This is a genomic window from Pedobacter vanadiisoli (genome assembly GCF_042684385.1).
GTDB classification, from domain to species: Bacteria; Bacteroidota; Bacteroidia; order Sphingobacteriales; family Sphingobacteriaceae; genus Pedobacter; species Pedobacter vanadiisoli.
In genome coordinates, this window is the sequence record NZ_JBHULL010000013.1 from 117,191 (window position 1) to 134,533 (window position 17,343).

Here is a 17,343-nt window from a genome sequence, read left to right on the forward strand (position 1 = left end):
GAACCCATAAACCACAAAAGCCGCATAAAGCGGCCTTTGTACTTATTATAGATCTTATTTTTAAATCACGCCAAGTTCTTTACCTACCTTGGTAAATGCTGCAATGGCTTTATCAAGGTGATGTTGCTCATGTCCGGCTGATAACTGTACACGGATCCTGGCTTTGCCCTGTGGCACTACCGGATAGAAGAAACCGATTACATAAATGCCTTCTTCCAGCATTTTTGCGGCAAACTGTTGTGCAATTTTGGCATCGTACAACATTACCGGAACAATCGGGTGGAAACCTGGTTTGATATCGAAGCCTGCTTCTGTCATTTTCTCGCGGAAATATTTCGTGTTGCTTTCCAACTTGTCTCTTAAAGAAGTGGTTTCGCTCAGCATATCCAATACGGCAATTGATGCACCTGCAATGGCCGGAGCCAAGGTATTAGAGAAAAGATAAGGGCGTGAACGCTGACGGAGCATATCGATGATCTCTTTCTTCCCAGAAGTAAAACCGCCCGATGCACCTCCCAAAGCCTTGCCCAAAGTACCGGTAATGATGTCAATGCGGTCCATTACATCAAAATGTTCGTGCGTTCCACGGCCATTTTTACCGATAAAACCAGTACAGTGCGACTCATCGATCATGATCAAAGCTTCATATTTATCGGCCAGATCGGCAATTTTATCCAACGGGGCAACAGATCCGTCCATTGAGAAAGCGCCATCGGTAACAATAATCCTGTGGCGGCAGTCTTTAGCGGCAATCAATTGTTTTTCGAGATCTTCCATGTCGGCATTTTTATACCGGAAGCGCTGTGCTTTACATAACCTTACACCATCAATAATGGAAGCATGGTTCAATTCATCAGAAATGATGGCATCTTCTGCATTGAACAGTGGTTCGAAAACTCCACCGTTTGCATCAAAGGCAGCTGCATATAAAATGGTATCCTCAGTACCCAAAAATTTAGAGATTTTCGCTTCCAATTCCTTGTGTACATCCTGCGTTCCGCAGATAAAACGTACTGAAGACATTCCATAGCCATGATCATCTATCGCTTTTTTAGCTGCTTCTATCACTTTTGGGTGAGAAGAAAGTCCTAAATAATTATTTGCACAGAAATTGATTACTTCGGCACCGCTGCTCACTTTAATGTCGGCACCCTGAGGGGTAACAATAATCCTTTCGCGTTTAAATAATCCAGCGTTTTCGATCTCTTCAAGTTCTTTTTGAAGAACTGGTTGTAATGTTTTGTACATGGCTTTTTAATATGGTTGAATTTACTTCCAAAGGTATAAAAAAAAGTCTTTTCGGACCTAAAAACGCAATTTTCGGTATAAATCCTACAGACAAACGTTTGATCGGCAAGCCAATTGCCATTGTGCATTTTATTATTACCAAAAAATAGTGGACCATCACTATTTTTTTTCGATCTTAACAAACTTTAACAGGTAACTATGTGTATAGTGTTAAAAGATATTCGATATTTAGGGTATACTAATTAATTATGATAAGAATTTGCGCGCTCCTGTTTTTTTGCAGCCTCACCAGTTTTGCATTTGCACAACACTTTACAGTTACAGGTGTAATTAAAGATACGAACGGACAGCCTGTGCCTTTTGCTTCTGTTTATTTAAAGAATACCACTACCGGAACTTCGGCAAATGTTGACGGAAAATACTCGATAAAGCTGAAAAGCAGGGAATACACCTTAAGTTTTAGAGCGGTTGGCTATAAACAACAGGAACATATTGTAAACCTAACTGCCGACCTTTCGCTCAATGTAACACTAACTGCTGAAAGTTATACTTTAGAGAATGTCAATATCAGGGCCAATGCCGAAGATCCGGCCTACGCCATAATCCGCAAAGCCATTCAAGAACGGAAAAAACATCTCGACGAGGTAAATGAGTTCAGTTGCGAGGTTTACATCAAAGGTGTGCAACGGCTAAGGGGTGCGCCAAAAAAATTCTTTGGGCGTGATATCCAAAAAGTTTTAGAACTCGATACCAACCGTAAAGGCATCATTTATCTTTCAGAATCGCAGAGCAAGTTTAATTTCAGAAGGCCGAATGAGGTGCACGAAGAAATGATTTCATCGAAAGTGGCCGGCCGGAACAATGCTTTCAGTTTTAACAAGGCATCTGACCTGATTATCAACTTTTACGATAATTACCTGTTAGAGAACAAATTAAGCGCAAGAGGATTTATTTCGCCAATTGCCGATAACGCCCTTTTTTATTATAAATATAAATTGTTGGGCGAGAGTAAGGAAAACGGAGAGACTATCCACAAAATAGAAGTGATCCCCCGTCGTGAAAATGACCCTGTTTTTAGGGGTATTATCTATATTATTGATGATAGCTGGAGGATCTACAACACTGATGTTTATCTTACCAAAAACGCCGGAATTAACTTTATAGACACCCTGAACATCAGTCAACAATTCACAAAAGTGAATGAGGTTTACATGCCTACTGCTATTAATTTTCAATTTGCAGGCAATGTGCTTGGATTTAAAATAGCCGGTTATTATGTAGGGATTTACAGTAATTATAACCTGGATCCTAAATTCCCAAAAAACTTTTTTAGTGGTGAGATCTTAAAAATTACCGAAATGGTAAATAAAAAAGATTCTATTTACTGGAAAAATAACAGGCCTATCCCTTTAACAGAGGATGAAAAAATCAATTACGTTAAAAAAGACAGCATAGCGAAGTTAAAAGAATCGAAAAAGTACCTCGATTCGCTTGAAAAAGAAAACAATAAGTTTGGCATTGGTAAATTGTTATTACACGGTTATAGCATTAACGACCGTTATGATAAGGAGTACTGGTCGTTCGATCCGGTAATAAAGGCCATATTTTATAATACGGTAGAAGGTTTTGCCATACGGTATGGGGTAACCTACAAAAAGGAATTTGAGAACAGAAGAGCTTACTCTATCCGTCCTGAACTGCGGTATGGTTTTGCTAACCAAAAGCTTACAGGAAGTTTAAGCGGAAGTTATTATTACAATCCGACGAAGCGTGCAAGCATCGGAGCATCATTCGGAAACGGAATTTTCGACCTGAACAACCTGGGTTCTATGACGCAATTGGGTAATACCATTAACTCGTTGTTTTACGAGAAAAACTTTGCGAAATTTTACGAAAAGAGTTTTATTAATATCAATACCACCCGCGAGCTGGCATCAGGACTACAGGGAAGTGTTGCTATAGATTATAACCGGAATAAAACCCTAACCAATAATTCTACATTTAAAATTATTGATGCAAAAGACCGCGAATTTACTTCGAACAATCCTTTCAGTCCAACGGTAGAAACACCGCTTTTCCCAACCTATACTTCTTTCAGTGCAACGGCGAGTTTAACCTATGCTTTCGGACAGAAATACATTACCCGTCCTGATGGTAAGTTTTATACCGAATCGAGATTCCCGAAAGTTACCCTATTGTATAAAAAAGGGTTTAAAGGTGCATTGAACAGTGATGTTGATTACGATTTTGTAAAACTGGAGGTTTCTGAAGACAGGATCGGACTGGGATTATGGGGTTATACTTCGTTTTTGGCTGGTGTGGGCAAATTCCTGAACAACAAAAGTATGTTCTACCCCGATTTTAAACACTTTGCAGGTAACATCTCCACTATATTCCCTCCAAACCTAAGGAAATTCCAATATCTCGACTTTTATCAGTTCAGTACGAATCAGCAGTATTTCGAAGCCCATTTAGAGCATAATTTTGCAGGCTTTTTCATGAACAAAGTTCCGCTATTGCGTAAGGCCAAGCTCGAAGAGTTTATTGGTGGGGGCTATTTATCTTCTCCTGAAAAAAGGAATTACAAAGAATTTTATTTCGGCATCCAGCGTCTGGTATTACGTGCCAGTTACGGTTTCGCCTACGATGGTGGTCGTAAGTTAACTCAGGGTTTTAGGATTTCGTATGGCTTCTGACGAGGTTTAAGGTATAGGATAAGGTTTAAGGTACATTCAGCTCATTTTAAGTATTTCCACAAAAAGGAAAGATTCTGAAAGCAGGAGTTAAAAACCTTCCACCTTAAGCCTTCTACCTTCCACCTTTTTTTACTATCTTTGCAGCGCTTTAAACGCCGTTTGCAACGGTATCAATAGCGTTATGAAAAAATATCAGACCTTACTTTACTATTGCTATAGTTACATAGCAGAGGCAGAGCAATTTGCTGCCGATCACCTTAAATTCTGTAAATCGTTAGGATTAGTTGGCCGTATTATCGTTGCCGACGAAGGTTTAAACGGTACCGTTTCCGGAACTCCTGAAGCCTGTACAGCTTACATGCAGGCAGTACATGCCGACGAAAGATTTGCCAAAACTGAATTTAAGATAGACGATGTTGATGAGCTTTCGTTCCTGAAAATGCATTGCCGTTACAAATCAGAAATTGTGCATTCGGGTTTAAGGGATACTTCAATCATCGATCCTAATAAACAAACCGGTAAACATTTAGAACCTGTCGATTTCATGAAAATGAAAGATGATGAGGATGTTGTTATCCTTGATGTACGTTCTAATTACGAGCATAACCTTGGTAAATTTAAAAATGCAGTAACGCTCGATATCGAGAATTTCCGCGATTTTCCGGAGCAGATCAATCAGCTTGCCCAATATAAAGACAAAAAAATATTAACCTATTGCACTGGTGGTATTAAATGCGAAAAAGCATCTGCCTTATTGTTGCACCACGGTTTTAACGATGTATACCAGTTGCATGGCGGTATTATTAAATATGGTAAGGAAGCTGGCGGAAAGGATTTTGAGGGTAAATGTTATGTTTTCGACAACCGTATTGCTGTTGATGTAAATGAGGTGAACCCAACCGTTGTTTCTGTTTGTTACAACTGCGGTAAAACCACGCCAAAAATGATCAACTGTGCCAATCCGGAGTGTAATGAACACATTACCCAATGCGACGATTGTGGTAACGAACTTCAGGGCTGCTGCTCAACAGCATGCACAACTCATCCGCGTAAACGCCCATACGATGGTACAGGTTATTATGTGAAGGTTCCGCAGCCAGTGGCGCTGAAACTCAGTTAATGGCTTATGGTTGATAGCCCATTGCCTAATCTATATAACCTATTGGTTAATGGCTTTATTTTGATTGCTTGCCGTTTAATCTATAGTTGAATGGATTATGGGTTAAAAAGTTTGATTGTCAATCGAAATTATCAATTACATAAACAAATAAAAATTTGAATATTAGGCAACCATATTATTGAGAAGGATAATTATATTTATCTCAAAATCAATATTATGGCTTTCAAATTTGAAGAACTAAAAGTTTGGCAGATCTCGTTAAACCTCAGTAATGAAATAGATGTTATTGCAAAAAACTTTCCGAGGATAGAATTATTCAGTCTTTCCAATCAAATAAAAAAAGCCGCAGACTCTGTAAATCTCAACATTGCAGAAGGTTGTATGGGACAGTCAAAAGCCGAATTTAAAAGATTTTTAACCTATTCAGTACGCTCTGGTTTAGAGGTAGTAAGTTGTCTTTTTATGGCATCATCTAGAAATTACATTACAGAGCTAGAATTTAAACGGCTATATTCAGAATACGAACAACTTTGTAAAATGATATCGAAATTGAAGACGTCACTATAGAGGATATTTTTATTGATGTCTCATGATTATTGGCAGGCTCTATAAGGCAGTGCATGGTAGTTTAATAGCTACATAAATTGAGCAATGAAATATCCATCATCTATCTATTAACCAATATGTTATGATCTTTAAACCTATAACATAATGTATTTTCCTGAGCAATTTGGCCATTAACTATTAACTAAAAAAACCATCAACCCTGGTCATACAGCAATCGTCCGCCTATTTTAAACAATTTTTCATTTACTTTGTGTTATAACGGGTTTACCCAATACCACTTTATGCTAAACTACTTCAGGCTTCTAATACTGTTATTCTGCTTTGCTATAAATACCCATGCATCAGAAATTAAAAGCATTGGTGTACCTTACATTGAAAATTATCCAAAATCTGTTTATTCATCAGGGAACCAGAACTGGAGCATAGCCAAGGATAAAAATGGTGTAATGTACTTTGGCAATGCCGAGGGGCTTTTAACTTTTGATGGCCGTTACTGGCAGAAATACCTGATGCCCAACCGGCAGATTGTAAGGGCTGTAGCGACCGATAGCAACGGGAAGATTTATACCGGAAGTTTTGGCGAGTTCGGTTATTGGGCAATAAAAAATAACAAATTAAGCTATAACTCACTCACTCACTTACTTCCAAAAGGTATTAAAATAAATGATGAAGTCTGGAAAATATATGTAGATAAAGACCGCGTAATCTTTCAATCTTTTTCAAAGATTTTCATCTATAAAAACAATAAGATAGAGGTGGTTAAATCGCCATCTTCCTTTCTATTCCTGCACCAGGTAAACAACAGGTATTTAGTTGAAGTGCTCGAAAAAGGTTTGTTCGAATTGGTAGGCAACACACTGGTACACCTCCCAAACAGCGAGAAACTGGGTAAAGAAGGAATTCTTTCTATACTACCCTACAAAACTACCGGATTGATTATTGGCACCAGCAAACAGGGCTTGTTCATTTATGATGGGAAAGACTTCAAACCTTTAAATACCCCTGCCAATAGTTATTTAAAAACCTACCAGCTTAATAACGGGGTAAGTTTATTAGGCAAATATTTTGCTTATGGCACCATCCTTAACGGGCTCATCGTTATTGATGAAAATGGGAAAGTGGTGCAACGCATTAATAAATCGAGTGGTTTACAAAACAATACGGTGTTAAGTTTATATGCGGATAATGAGCAAAATCTTTGGACAGGCCTGGATAACGGGATCGACCGTATTGAACTCAACTCGCCTTTATATTTCTATTTCGATAAAACCGGGCAGTTTGGTACCGTTTACTCAAGCATTATTTTTAATAATAAGATCTATCTTGGTACCAATCAGGGTTTGTTTTACAGCGAATGGTCGCCCGATCATCTTTTGCCTTTTAGCTTTAGGTTGATTCCCAATTCGCAGGGACAGGTATGGGAACTGACCGTTATTGATAATGAGTTAATCTGTGGACACAATAGCGGTACTTTTAAGGTAAATGGTAACCAGATAGATTGGCTATCGAGAACTTCGGGAGGCTGGACGATCAAAAAGTTAAATTCTAATCCCAATTACCTGATTCAGGGTACTTATACGGGACTATCACTCTTTTCCGAGTCTCAGCCTTATGGCTTAAAATTTGAGACAAAAATTTCAGGATTTGATGCACCATCCAGGTATGTAGAACAGGATAATAAAGGCGACATTTGGGTAGCTCATGCCTATAAAGGTCTATATAAACTAAATTTAAGCCCTAATTATCGCAGTGTAATCAGCACAAAATATTTCGACGAAAAGAACGGTTTACCGGGGAATTACAACATCAATATTTTCAATCTGGAAAATAAGATTGTGTTCTCTTCTGACGCTGGTTTTTATACTTATGATGAGTTAAGCGATAAATTTACCAAATACGAAGCGTTGAATAAGGAACTTGGTTCTTTCCAATCATCAAACAAAATCATCAGTGCAGGAGGCAAAAAGTATTGGTTTATCAATCACGGTAAAACGGCCCTGGTTAACTTTAGTGAGCCCGGAAAAGTAGAAATCGATTCGAATCAGTTCAGCGTGCTAGATGGCCGGATGGTTCAATATTATGAGAATATCAGCCGTATCAGCAACTCCATTTATCTGATCAGTGTTGATGATGGTTTTGTGATCTACAACCCCACTGCACAGCGCAATCAGGAAAAACGCAAACTGCCTTCTGTTTTAATCAGGCGTGTAGAAGATATTACCGATAAATTTTCGCTCATCAGCGAAACGGCTAATATTAATGATGTAACAGAAATCCCGAACAGCCGCAATAATATCCGTATTTCTTATGCGCTGCCCTATTACCGCCAGGCGAAGGTAAAATACCAGTTTTACTTAGAAGGATATTCTAAAACATGGTCTGATTGGAGTTATGCCACAGAGAAAGATTTCACCAATTTAAGTCCAGGTAGTTATGTATTTAAGGTAAGAGCCAAAATAGACGACAATACGATAAGCGAAGTAGCGGTTTACAACTTTATCATTTTGCGGCCATGGTACCTTAATAACTGGGCTATAGTTTTCTATACCTTGATATTTGTTGTGGCATTGATCCTCGGCAAGAAAATTTATGAAAGAAAACTTAGAAGGGACAGTCAGAAAATAAGCGACCGTTTACAGGCAGAGCAGGAGGAGATATTAAAACAGGAAGCTGAAGCAAACGAAAAACAAATTGTTAAACTACAAACGGAGAAATTACAGGCAGAACTGGCTTCCAAAAATAGGGAACTGGCCAATTCTGCTATGACCCTGGTCTATAAAAATGAACTACTTCAAAAACTTAGCGACGAAATTTCTAAACTGAAAGATGAAAATGGCAAAAAGCTTTCTGATGATCAGACCCGGAAAATCCAAAAAGTAATTAATGATGGTATGAACGACGAACGTGATTGGCACCTGTTTGAAAACAGTTTTAACGAAGCGCACGAAAGCTTCTTCAAAAAGCTGAAAGCACAGCATCCCGATCTTGTTCCGAACGATTTAAAGCTATGTGCCTATTTAAGAATGAACATGAGCAGTAAAGAAATGTCGTCGCTGCTGAACATTACTTTAAGGGGAGTAGAAATCCGTAGATACCGTTTGCGTAAAAAACTTGAAGTACCACATGACAAAAATTTAACCGAGTTTTTGATGGAGCTTTAACCTGTGTTTTCTCAAGTCACATTTCCTTTTTATAAAGCAATAAACTGTTATAAAATTGCAGGCCGCTTTTTTTTAAAATCAGATTTCTCCATGTTTTTTGATTAAATCATAGACCGGGCACTACATCATTACCTCTCATAAACGATTTTCATACCCCACAAAACACTTAGTGTGCTTTATACACTTATGATCATGTTAAAGTTTTGTTAAAATCTGCAAAAACTGCATTTTTGACCCAAAATCGCATTCGGTTTATCTTAAAGTGAAACATTATCAGCCAACCTGATGTAATAATGTTGAGGTAAAAACACTTGCACATCAACAAAAACAACCTCAATTTTAACATAACAATTAAACTAAATTTTATAATAAAGCATGAAAAGAATCTTTACAAGAATTTCTGTTCTCGCTGCATTTTGTTTGCTTACAATTAACGTAGCAATAGCGCAAAACATTACCGTAAAAGGTAAGGTAATTGATGGTGGTGACAAAACCCCATTGCCAGGCGTATCTATCTTAATCAAGGGCACTCAAGGTGGCACCCAAACAGATGTAAACGGCAGCTACTCCATTAGTGTGCCGGCGAACGCCACCTTAGTATTTAACTTTGTAGGCTACACAGCACAAGAACAAGCTGTAAACAACCAAACCACCATTAATGTATCATTGGCGTCATCAACACAACAATTAGAGCAGGTTGTGGTAGTGGGTTATGGTACGCAAAGAAAAATTGATGTTACCGGGGCTGTTGGAACTGTAAAAGGCGAAGACATCTCTAAACAAGCATCGGTTAACCCGGTAAGTGCTTTACAGGGAAAAGTTGCCGGTGTATCCATAACCAATACAGGTACACCTGGTTCTTCTCCGCAGATTACCATCCGTGGAACAAGCACCATTTATGGAAAAACCGGACCATTATACGTAGTAGACGGTGTATGGTATGACGACATTAATTTCCTGAACCCTGCAGATATTGCTAATATCAGTATCTTAAAAGATGCATCATCGCAATCTATTTACGGTATCCGTGCGGCAAACGGCGTTGTTTTGGTAACTACGGTTAAAGGTAAAAAAGGAACAGCTGTAATTAATTACAACGGATCTGTTGGTATTCAAAAAGTAACTAACCAGGTTGAAATGGCAAATGCAAGTGAATACGCCACCGCTGTAAACGAAGCGTACGCTCTTCAATCTCCGCCGGCAACTCCACTATTCGCAAATACAAATTTAGGTACCGGAACCAACTGGTACGATCAGGTACTGCGAACTGCTATGGTTAACAACCATCAGTTATCTATTAGCGGTGGAACTGAAAAATCGACCTACAATTTCTCTTTAGGTTACCTTGATCAGGATGGTATTGTGAAGAACAATAACTACAAGCGTTATACCGTAAGGCTGGCTAACGATTACCAGATTTTTGAGCCCTTAAAAATCGGTTACAATGTTGCCGGTACATACAGTAAATCAAAAGATGCTCCATCTACCATATTTAGAGCCATGTATGCTGCCTCGCCAGTTGTACCTGTTTTTAATGCCGATGGCAGTTATGGTGATCCAAATGCTTTTAATCTTGGAAATGGAAGCAACATGAACCCACAGGCTACTTTGGATTTCTTTAACCAGAATACCACTAAGTATAAAATCAATGGTAATGTATATGCTGAGTTAAAATTCCTTAAGAACTTTACTTTCAAAACCAGTATAGGCGGAGATTTTGGACAGGAAGAAGTTAGGGGTTATGTGCCAAAATATAAAGCTACCAATACTCAGCTCAGCACAGTAAGTAAACTTGATATAGACCGCATTGAAAACAGAAACTGGCTGGTTGAGAACACCTTAACCTTTGACAAAAAATGGGACGACCATAGCCTAACTGTTTTGGCTGGTCAAACTGCTCAGCGAAATAAAATGTATACCATAAATGCTGATGCTCAGAATGTTCCATACAGCAGTGAAGGCGATTTATATTTAGCTTTGGGTGATGCTGCTAGCAGAAGTATTATTGATAAAGGCGAGTTAAGTACATTTTCATCATACTTTGCCAGGGTTAATTATGGTTACAAAAATAAATATTTATTAAATGCTTCCATAAGAAGAGACGGTGCTTCTCAATTTTTTGGTTCTGACAATGTGTGGGGAAATTTCCCATCAATAGGGGCAGGCTGGGTAATCAGCAACGAAGAATTTATGAAAAACCAGAATATCTTCAGTAATTTAAAGCTAAGGGGAAGTTGGGGTAAAGTAGGTAATGCCGGGGTTCCATTTAACCCATCAACCCAAACTGTTGATCAAACAGCAGCATTAATAGCCATATTTGGAGGGATTCCGTATACCGGAGCAAGCATTAGAACCATTGTACCACCAACATTATTCTGGGAAAGAAGTGCCGGAACTGATATTGGTTTGGAAATGGGCTTCTTAAAAAACAGATTAAACATTGAATTAGATTACTATAACAGAAAAACAGAACAGGCAATATTTGATATCCCAGTTTTGGGAAGTCTGGGAACAGTAAATAGCTCTATTATTGCCAATCAGGCAGATATCCAAAACAGAGGTTTCGAATTTTTAGCAACCTGGGCGGATAAAACATCGGGTGGATTAACTTATTCCATTAGTGGAAACTTAGGAATCAACAATAACAAAGTATTAAACGTTACTTCAGGGGCGAATCCTATTTATAAAGGCGGTGCTGGCTTAACCAGTGGTTATCTTTCTACCAGAACGGTGAACAACAGGCCAATTGGAGAATTTTATGGCTACCAGGTTGTTGGCATCTTCCAAACTGATGCAGAAGCTGCAGCTTGGCCAGGATTTAAAAAAGGCGACTTTAAGTATGCAGACATTAACGGTGATGGAACAATCGATTTAAGGGACAGGGTTGTTCTGGGTAATCCAAACCCTAAATTCACCTATGGTTTAAATACCAACTTCGCCTATAAAAATTTCGATTTAACACTTGATATACAAGGCGTTGCTGACGTAAGCGTATTTAACGCAAACCTAAGCAGCAGATTTGGTAATGAAAACTACACCAAAGATTTCTTTGATCACCGCTGGACCGGACCTGGTACTTCGAACACCTACCCTTCTGCAGATTTAGCTGGTGGTTTAAATAATGCACCAAACTCATTTTACGTAGAAAAAGGTGATTATATCAGGCTAAGGAACATTCAATTGGGTTATAGCCTACCAGCTTCAATTGTTAATAAATGGAAAATGCAACGTTTAAGGGTATTCCTGAACGCACAAAATGCAGTTAACATTTTTGGATATAAAGGATTTAGTCCGGAGGTAGGTGGAACACCAACAAATGCAGGAATCGATACCAATGTATATCCTTTGTTTGCTACCTACAACTTTGGAGTTAACGTAACTTTCTAATCGACTTAAAATGAAAAAATATATAAATACACAATCATTTTTTGCTGCGGCTGCATTTAGTACAGTTCTTTTTACTGCATCATGCAAAAAAGATTTTCTAAATGTTCCGCCTCAGGCACAGCAGCCATCAGTAACCTTCTGGAAAACTCCTGAAGATGCATTAAAAGGTGTTAATGCCATTTACGCCAACTTAAGAAGCTGGAATAATGTTGCTTTTAACGCAATCGCCATCGAAAGTACCGGATCAGACGAGGCTGATAAAGGAAGTACTCCTACTGATGCCACCTTCTTTAACCTTTACGATCAGTTTACGGTAACGGCTACCCATGGCTCTCTACAGGATTTTTGGACCGGCCAGTACCAGAATATAAATCTTTGCAACCAGGTCCTTGATAACATCCCAAATATCAGCATGGATGAATCGTTAAAAAACAGGTACCTGGCAGAAGCCAAATTTGTAAGGGCATATTCTTACTTTAGGTTAGTCCGTGCTTATGGCAATGTGGTATTAAGGTTACACGTTCCTAAAGACAATAGTGAATATAACCTACCGCAATCGGATAAAGCTACCGTTTATGCTCAAATCGAAAAAGATTTAAATGAAGCTGCAACAGTATTACCGCAATCGTACGGCGCCGCAGATTTAGGCAGGGCAACAAAGGGTGCAGCAATTGGTTTACATGCAAAAGTTGCCATGTACCAGGGTAAATGGGCAGATGTACTTGCGCTAACCAACCAGGTAATGACAATGGGTTATGATCTTTTTCCTGATTTTGAAAAAGGTTTCAGAACTCAGAACGAAAATAACATCGAATCGTTATTTGAAGTACAGGCAGAGCTGGTTCCTGGTAATCCTGACGCATCCAATTCACAATACAGCCAGGTTCAGGGTGTAGCTGGCATTATGGGCTGGGGTTTTAATACGCCATCAGAGGTATTGGCTAATGCTTTTGAAGCAGGAGATCCACGTAAGGATGCAACTATATTATTTAAAGGCGAGACGACTCCTCAGGGCGATTTAATTCCGACTACTGTACCAAACGATCGGTATAATCAAAAATCTTACGTGCCTTTCGCTATGCGTGTTTCCGGATTTAATGAGGGTGCACAACAAAATTTCAGGGTATTAAGATTTGCAGATATCCTTCTGATGAATGCAGAGGCAGCCAATGAGCAGAACATTCCATCGCAGGCATTAACTTCGCTCAACCGCGTGCGTAAACGCGCCAGAGGAGGCAATAACAACATCCTGCCTGATGTGACTACCACAGATAAAACCGCGCTACGCAATGCGATCTGGAAAGAAAGACAAGTTGAACTTGCGATGGAAAATGATCGCTATTTCGACGTTATCCGTCAGGGTAGAGGTTCAGCTGTTTTTGGCGTTAAGGGTTGGAAAGCCAATAAAAATGAAGTTTGGCCAATTCCTCAAAACGAAATTGAGCTAAGCGGCAACCTGTTAAAACAAAACCCTGGTTACTAATACATCTTTAGACAAAGGTTGCCGGTTAATGCCGGCAACCTTTTTTTCCTTGCTAATACTATGCTAAACATTTTCCCAGGCAAAATTACTTACCTACTGATAACAGTATTATGCCCTTTTTTGCTCTTCTCGGTTTGCACCAAAAATAAAAACACAACTTATGTCCCTGATTTAACGATCAAAAAAAATCTTTCCGATATCGAATTATTGGATCTTGTTCAAAAACAGACTTTCCAATATTTTTGGGATGGCGCTGAACCCACCTCCGGTGCAGGCAGGGAACGTTTCCATGTTGATAATATATACCCTGAAAATGATAAAAACACCGTAGCTACAGGTGCCACAGGATTTGGGTTAATGGCCATCTTAAGTGGGATCGACAGGAATTATGTAAGCAAAAAAGAAGGTTTAGACCGATTAAATAAAATATTGGATTTCTTATCCAGGGCCGACCGCTTTCATGGTGCATGGCCGCACTGGATAAATGGAGAAACCGGAAAAGTACGGCCTTTTGGACGGAAAGATAACGGAGGCGATCTGGTAGAAACCTCTTTTGTTGCGCAGGCGCTGATCTGCATCAACGAATATTATAAAAATGGAACAGAGGCCGAAAAAGCCCTGGCAAAAAAAGCCGATGAACTTTGGAAAGGAATAGATTTTAGCTGGTACCGTAACGGAAAAAATGTGTTGTACTGGCACTGGTCGCCGGAGTACAACTGGGAAATGAACTTTCCGGTAAAAGGTTATAACGAATGTTTAATCATGTATGTTATGGCAGCCTCCTCTCCTACCCACACTATACCAGCCGAGGTTTATCATGAAGGCTGGGCAAGAGGTGGAAAAATTAAAGCTGATTTTAACCTTTATGGGCATCATATCCCATTGGATTACCAGGGTGCAAAGAATTCTGTAGGCCCTTTATTCTGGGCACATTATTCATATTTAGGCTTAAATCCTAAGGGATTAAAAGACCGCTATGCCGATTACTGGGAAAACAATGTAAACCACACATTGGCCATACACGATTATTGCGTAGCCAACCCCAAAAAATTTAAAGGTTATGGCGAGAATAACTGGGGTTTAACAGCCAGTTATTCTGTAAAAGGCTATGCCGCCCATAGCCTTCAGGAAGATTACGGTGTTATCTCTCCCACCGCAGCCATTTCTTCTATCCCCTATACTCCGAAAGAATCAATGAAGGTAATCAGGCATCTTTATGAAGATTTAGGCGATAAAGTTTGGGGCAAATACGGCTTTTACGATGCCTTCTCCGAAACCGACAACTGGTATCCAAAAAGATACTTGGGAATAGATCAGGGACCCATGGTAGTAATGATCGAAAATTACAGGTCAGGGCTACTCTGGAAGCTGTTTATGGGAAATAAGGATGTTCAAAATGGATTAAAGAAACTCGATTTCCAATTCACACCCTGATATTAATTGCATATAAATGTTTAGCCACCATATATTCAAACTAAATCTACAGAACCATGAAAAAAGTAATTTTAATATTAACAGCAATGATAGGGAGTATCATCCTCAACACGGGTTTTACCAATATACCTTATGCTAAACATAAAAAAGCAACAACAAAATTCGCCACCGTAAATGTAACAGCAACCAATTCAACGACCGATGGTGTATACGTAAGGCTAGAAAATAATACCAGTGGGGTGGTTTATTCTTTCTTTATTCAACCAAATTCTCCAAGTGGAACCATTATCGGCCAGATACCGGAAAACGGAGATGTTTATACCGTAAAATTAACTTCAACAGGTGGTGCACACGATATGTGGGTTTACTGGGAACACCAATCGCACGTCACCGGATTAACCGTTAGCGGGATGTCAATAGGATGTTCCAGCTGTGCCCGGATAAACATTTTTAATTAATCACATACGAATAATGGCTAAACATTTATTCAAAATATTTTTATCAGTAACCTTATTCTGTGGTGCTGCGTGTACGGTTTCTGCACAACAGAAAACCTATTGCAACCCCATCAATGTCGATTATGGTTATACCCCCTTCGAATCTTTTACCGAATGGGGTAAACACCGGGCCACTGCCGATCCTGTAATCGTAAATTATAAAGGCGATTTCTTTCTTTTCAGCACCAACCAGTGGGGCTATTGGCATAGTGCCGATATGCTGAACTGGAAGTTCCACGAAAGAAAATTTCTTCGCCCGTGGAATAAAACAAAAGATGAACTCTGTGCTCCTGGTGTGGGCATTATAGGCGATACGATGGTGGTTTTCGGCAGTACCTATACCAAAAATTTTACCCTCTGGGGAAGCACCGACCCTAAGGGAAACAAATGGTTTCCATTGGTCGATTCTTTAGAAATAGGCGGTTGGGACCCCGCATTTTTTACTGATGACGATGGCAAATTTTACATGTACAACGGAAGCAGCAACAATTACCCGATGTACGGCGTAGAGTTAGACCGCAAAACCTTTAAACCCAAAGGCACACGCACCCCGATGTACCTGTTAGAAAGCTGGCGCTATGGCTGGCAACGCTTTGGCGAATATATGGACAATACTTTCCTTGATCCTTTCGCTGAGGGTGCCTGGATGACCAAGCACAATGGCAAATATTATTTTCAATATGGTGCACCCGGCACTGAGTTCAGTGGCTATTCTGATGGTGTGGTGGTTGGCACTAAACCTTTGTTTTACGATACCCCTACCACGCCACAGTCCGATCCTTTAAGTTATAAAGGGGGCGGATTTTCACGTGGTGCCGGCCACGGGGCAACCTTTCAGGATAACAGCAAAAATTACTGGCACATTTCTACCAGCATTATCTGCGTAAAAAATACCTGGGAGCGCAGGATGGGTATCTGGCCAACAGGTTTCGACAAAGATGATGTAATGTGGACCAATACGGCCTTTGGCGATTACCCCCTTTATTTGCCTTCAGAAAGAAAAGAGGGCGGTCCTGCCGGGCCAGGCTGGATGCTCATCAACTATAAAAAACCGGTAACCGTTTCGTCTACCTTGGGAGGCTTTAATGCCAACAACGCGGTTGACGAAAGTATTAAAACGTACTGGAGTGCTAAAACAGCAGATAATGGCGAGTGGATCCAGACTGACCTCGGCAGCCTTGCAACCGTGAATGCCATACAGATCAATTATGCTGATCAGGATGCTGAATTTTTAGGGAAACAGACCGGAATTTACCACCAGTATAAAATCCTTTCCTCAACGGATGGAAAAAAATGGACCATACTGGTTGACAAAAGCCAGAATAAAACAGATGTTCCGCACGATTACATTGAACTCCAAAAGCCGGTAAAAACCCGGTTTATCAAAATGGTCAACATACACATGCCCACAGGTAAATTTGCCATCAGTGGCTTACGCGTATTTGGCAATGGAAATGGGGAGAAACCCACAAAAGTGAAAAACCTGATCGTTTTAAGGACAGAAAAAGACAAACGAAGCGCTTACATCAAATGGGAACCTGTTGATAATGCTTTTGCCTACAACCTTTATTATGGCACAGCACCCGATAAACTGTACAACTGCATTATGATCCACGATTTTAACGAATACTGGTTTAAGGCAATGGATAGTCAAAAAGCGTATTATTTTGCTATAGAGGCGATAAATGAGAACGGCGTATCGGCAAAAACCGAAGTAAAAAAAGTTGATTAACATAGAATAAAGCACACA

At 39.6% G+C, this 17,343-nt stretch carries 10 protein-coding genes; 9 read left to right on the forward strand and 1 reads right to left on the reverse strand.

Going from position 1 to position 17,343, the window contains the following annotated elements; translation table 11 throughout:
- Window positions 1-60 precede the first annotated feature (60 nt).
- Complete coding sequence (kbl, locus tag ACFSR6_RS16035; RefSeq protein WP_379080625.1) at window positions 61-1,248, reverse strand: glycine C-acetyltransferase; 1,188 nt, start codon at window positions 1,246-1,248, stop codon at window positions 61-63.
- A gap of 248 nt (window positions 1,249-1,496) precedes the next feature.
- Here kbl and ACFSR6_RS16040 point away from each other — a divergent pair, with 248 nt between their 5' ends.
- The 9 genes from ACFSR6_RS16040 (at window position 1,497) to ACFSR6_RS16080 (ending at window position 17,325) form a co-directional block, all read left to right on the forward strand.
- On the forward strand, window positions 1,497-3,944 hold the full coding sequence (locus tag ACFSR6_RS16040) for a DUF5686 and carboxypeptidase regulatory-like domain-containing protein (RefSeq protein ID WP_379080627.1): 2,448 nt from the start codon (window positions 1,497-1,499) through the stop codon (window positions 3,942-3,944).
- Window positions 3,945-4,125: 181 nt separating this feature from the next.
- Window positions 4,126-5,064, forward strand: coding sequence for an oxygen-dependent tRNA uridine(34) hydroxylase TrhO (gene trhO, locus ACFSR6_RS16045; RefSeq protein ID WP_379080629.1), 939 nt, complete (start codon window positions 4,126-4,128; stop codon window positions 5,062-5,064).
- Window positions 5,065-5,280: 216 nt separating this feature from the next.
- A complete protein-coding gene (locus ACFSR6_RS16050; RefSeq protein ID WP_183768533.1) occupies window positions 5,281-5,631 on the forward strand; it encodes a four helix bundle protein in 351 nt (116 codons plus the stop codon).
- A gap of 281 nt (window positions 5,632-5,912) precedes the next feature.
- Window positions 5,913-8,792, forward strand: a complete 2,880-nt coding sequence (locus ACFSR6_RS16055; protein WP_379080631.1) for a ligand-binding sensor domain-containing protein — start codon at window positions 5,913-5,915, stop codon at window positions 8,790-8,792.
- A 375-nt stretch (window positions 8,793-9,167) separates the two neighbouring features.
- On the forward strand, window positions 9,168-12,179 hold the full coding sequence (locus ACFSR6_RS16060; protein WP_379080633.1) for a SusC/RagA family TonB-linked outer membrane protein: 3,012 nt from the start codon (window positions 9,168-9,170) through the stop codon (window positions 12,177-12,179).
- 10 nt (window positions 12,180-12,189) lie between these two features.
- Window positions 12,190-13,662: a RagB/SusD family nutrient uptake outer membrane protein gene (locus ACFSR6_RS16065; RefSeq protein ID WP_379080634.1), complete on the forward strand. Its 1,473-nt coding sequence runs from the start codon at window positions 12,190-12,192 to the stop codon at window positions 13,660-13,662.
- A gap of 60 nt (window positions 13,663-13,722) precedes the next feature.
- On the forward strand, window positions 13,723-15,096 hold the full coding sequence (locus tag ACFSR6_RS16070; protein WP_379080636.1) for a glucoamylase family protein: 1,374 nt from the start codon (window positions 13,723-13,725) through the stop codon (window positions 15,094-15,096).
- 56 nt (window positions 15,097-15,152) lie between these two features.
- Window positions 15,153-15,554 carry a hypothetical protein gene (locus ACFSR6_RS16075; RefSeq protein ID WP_379080638.1) on the forward strand — a complete coding sequence of 134 codons (402 nt, stop codon included), beginning with the start codon at window positions 15,153-15,155 and terminating at the stop codon, window positions 15,552-15,554.
- Between the two features lie 13 nt (window positions 15,555-15,567).
- On the forward strand, window positions 15,568-17,325 hold the full coding sequence (locus tag ACFSR6_RS16080; RefSeq protein ID WP_379080640.1) for a discoidin domain-containing protein: 1,758 nt from the start codon (window positions 15,568-15,570) through the stop codon (window positions 17,323-17,325).
- Window positions 17,326-17,343 lie beyond the last annotated feature (18 nt).

What these genes read in the sequence shown, in the direction of transcription:
- ACFSR6_RS16060 (WP_379080633.1), top strand. Translation starts at nt 9,168, where the DNA reads ATGAAAAGAATCTTTACAAGAATTTCTGTTCTCGCTGCATTTTGTTTG.
- ACFSR6_RS16075 (WP_379080638.1), top strand. Translation starts at nt 15,153, where the DNA reads ATGAAAAAAGTAATTTTAATATTAACAGCAATGATAGGGAGTATCATC.
- ACFSR6_RS16050 (WP_183768533.1), top strand. Translation starts at nt 5,281, where the DNA reads ATGGCTTTCAAATTTGAAGAACTAAAAGTTTGGCAGATCTCGTTAAAC.
- ACFSR6_RS16080 (WP_379080640.1), top strand. Translation starts at nt 15,568, where the DNA reads ATGGCTAAACATTTATTCAAAATATTTTTATCAGTAACCTTATTCTGT.
- kbl (WP_379080625.1), bottom strand. Translation starts at nt 1,248, where the DNA reads ATGTACAAAACATTACAACCAGTTCTTCAAAAAGAACTTGAAGAGATC.
- ACFSR6_RS16070 (WP_379080636.1), top strand. Translation starts at nt 13,723, where the DNA reads ATGCTAAACATTTTCCCAGGCAAAATTACTTACCTACTGATAACAGTA.
- ACFSR6_RS16055 (WP_379080631.1), top strand. Translation starts at nt 5,913, where the DNA reads ATGCTAAACTACTTCAGGCTTCTAATACTGTTATTCTGCTTTGCTATA.
- ACFSR6_RS16065 (WP_379080634.1), top strand. Translation starts at nt 12,190, where the DNA reads ATGAAAAAATATATAAATACACAATCATTTTTTGCTGCGGCTGCATTT.
- trhO (WP_379080629.1), top strand. Translation starts at nt 4,126, where the DNA reads ATGAAAAAATATCAGACCTTACTTTACTATTGCTATAGTTACATAGCA.
- ACFSR6_RS16040 (WP_379080627.1), top strand. Translation starts at nt 1,497, where the DNA reads ATGATAAGAATTTGCGCGCTCCTGTTTTTTTGCAGCCTCACCAGTTTT.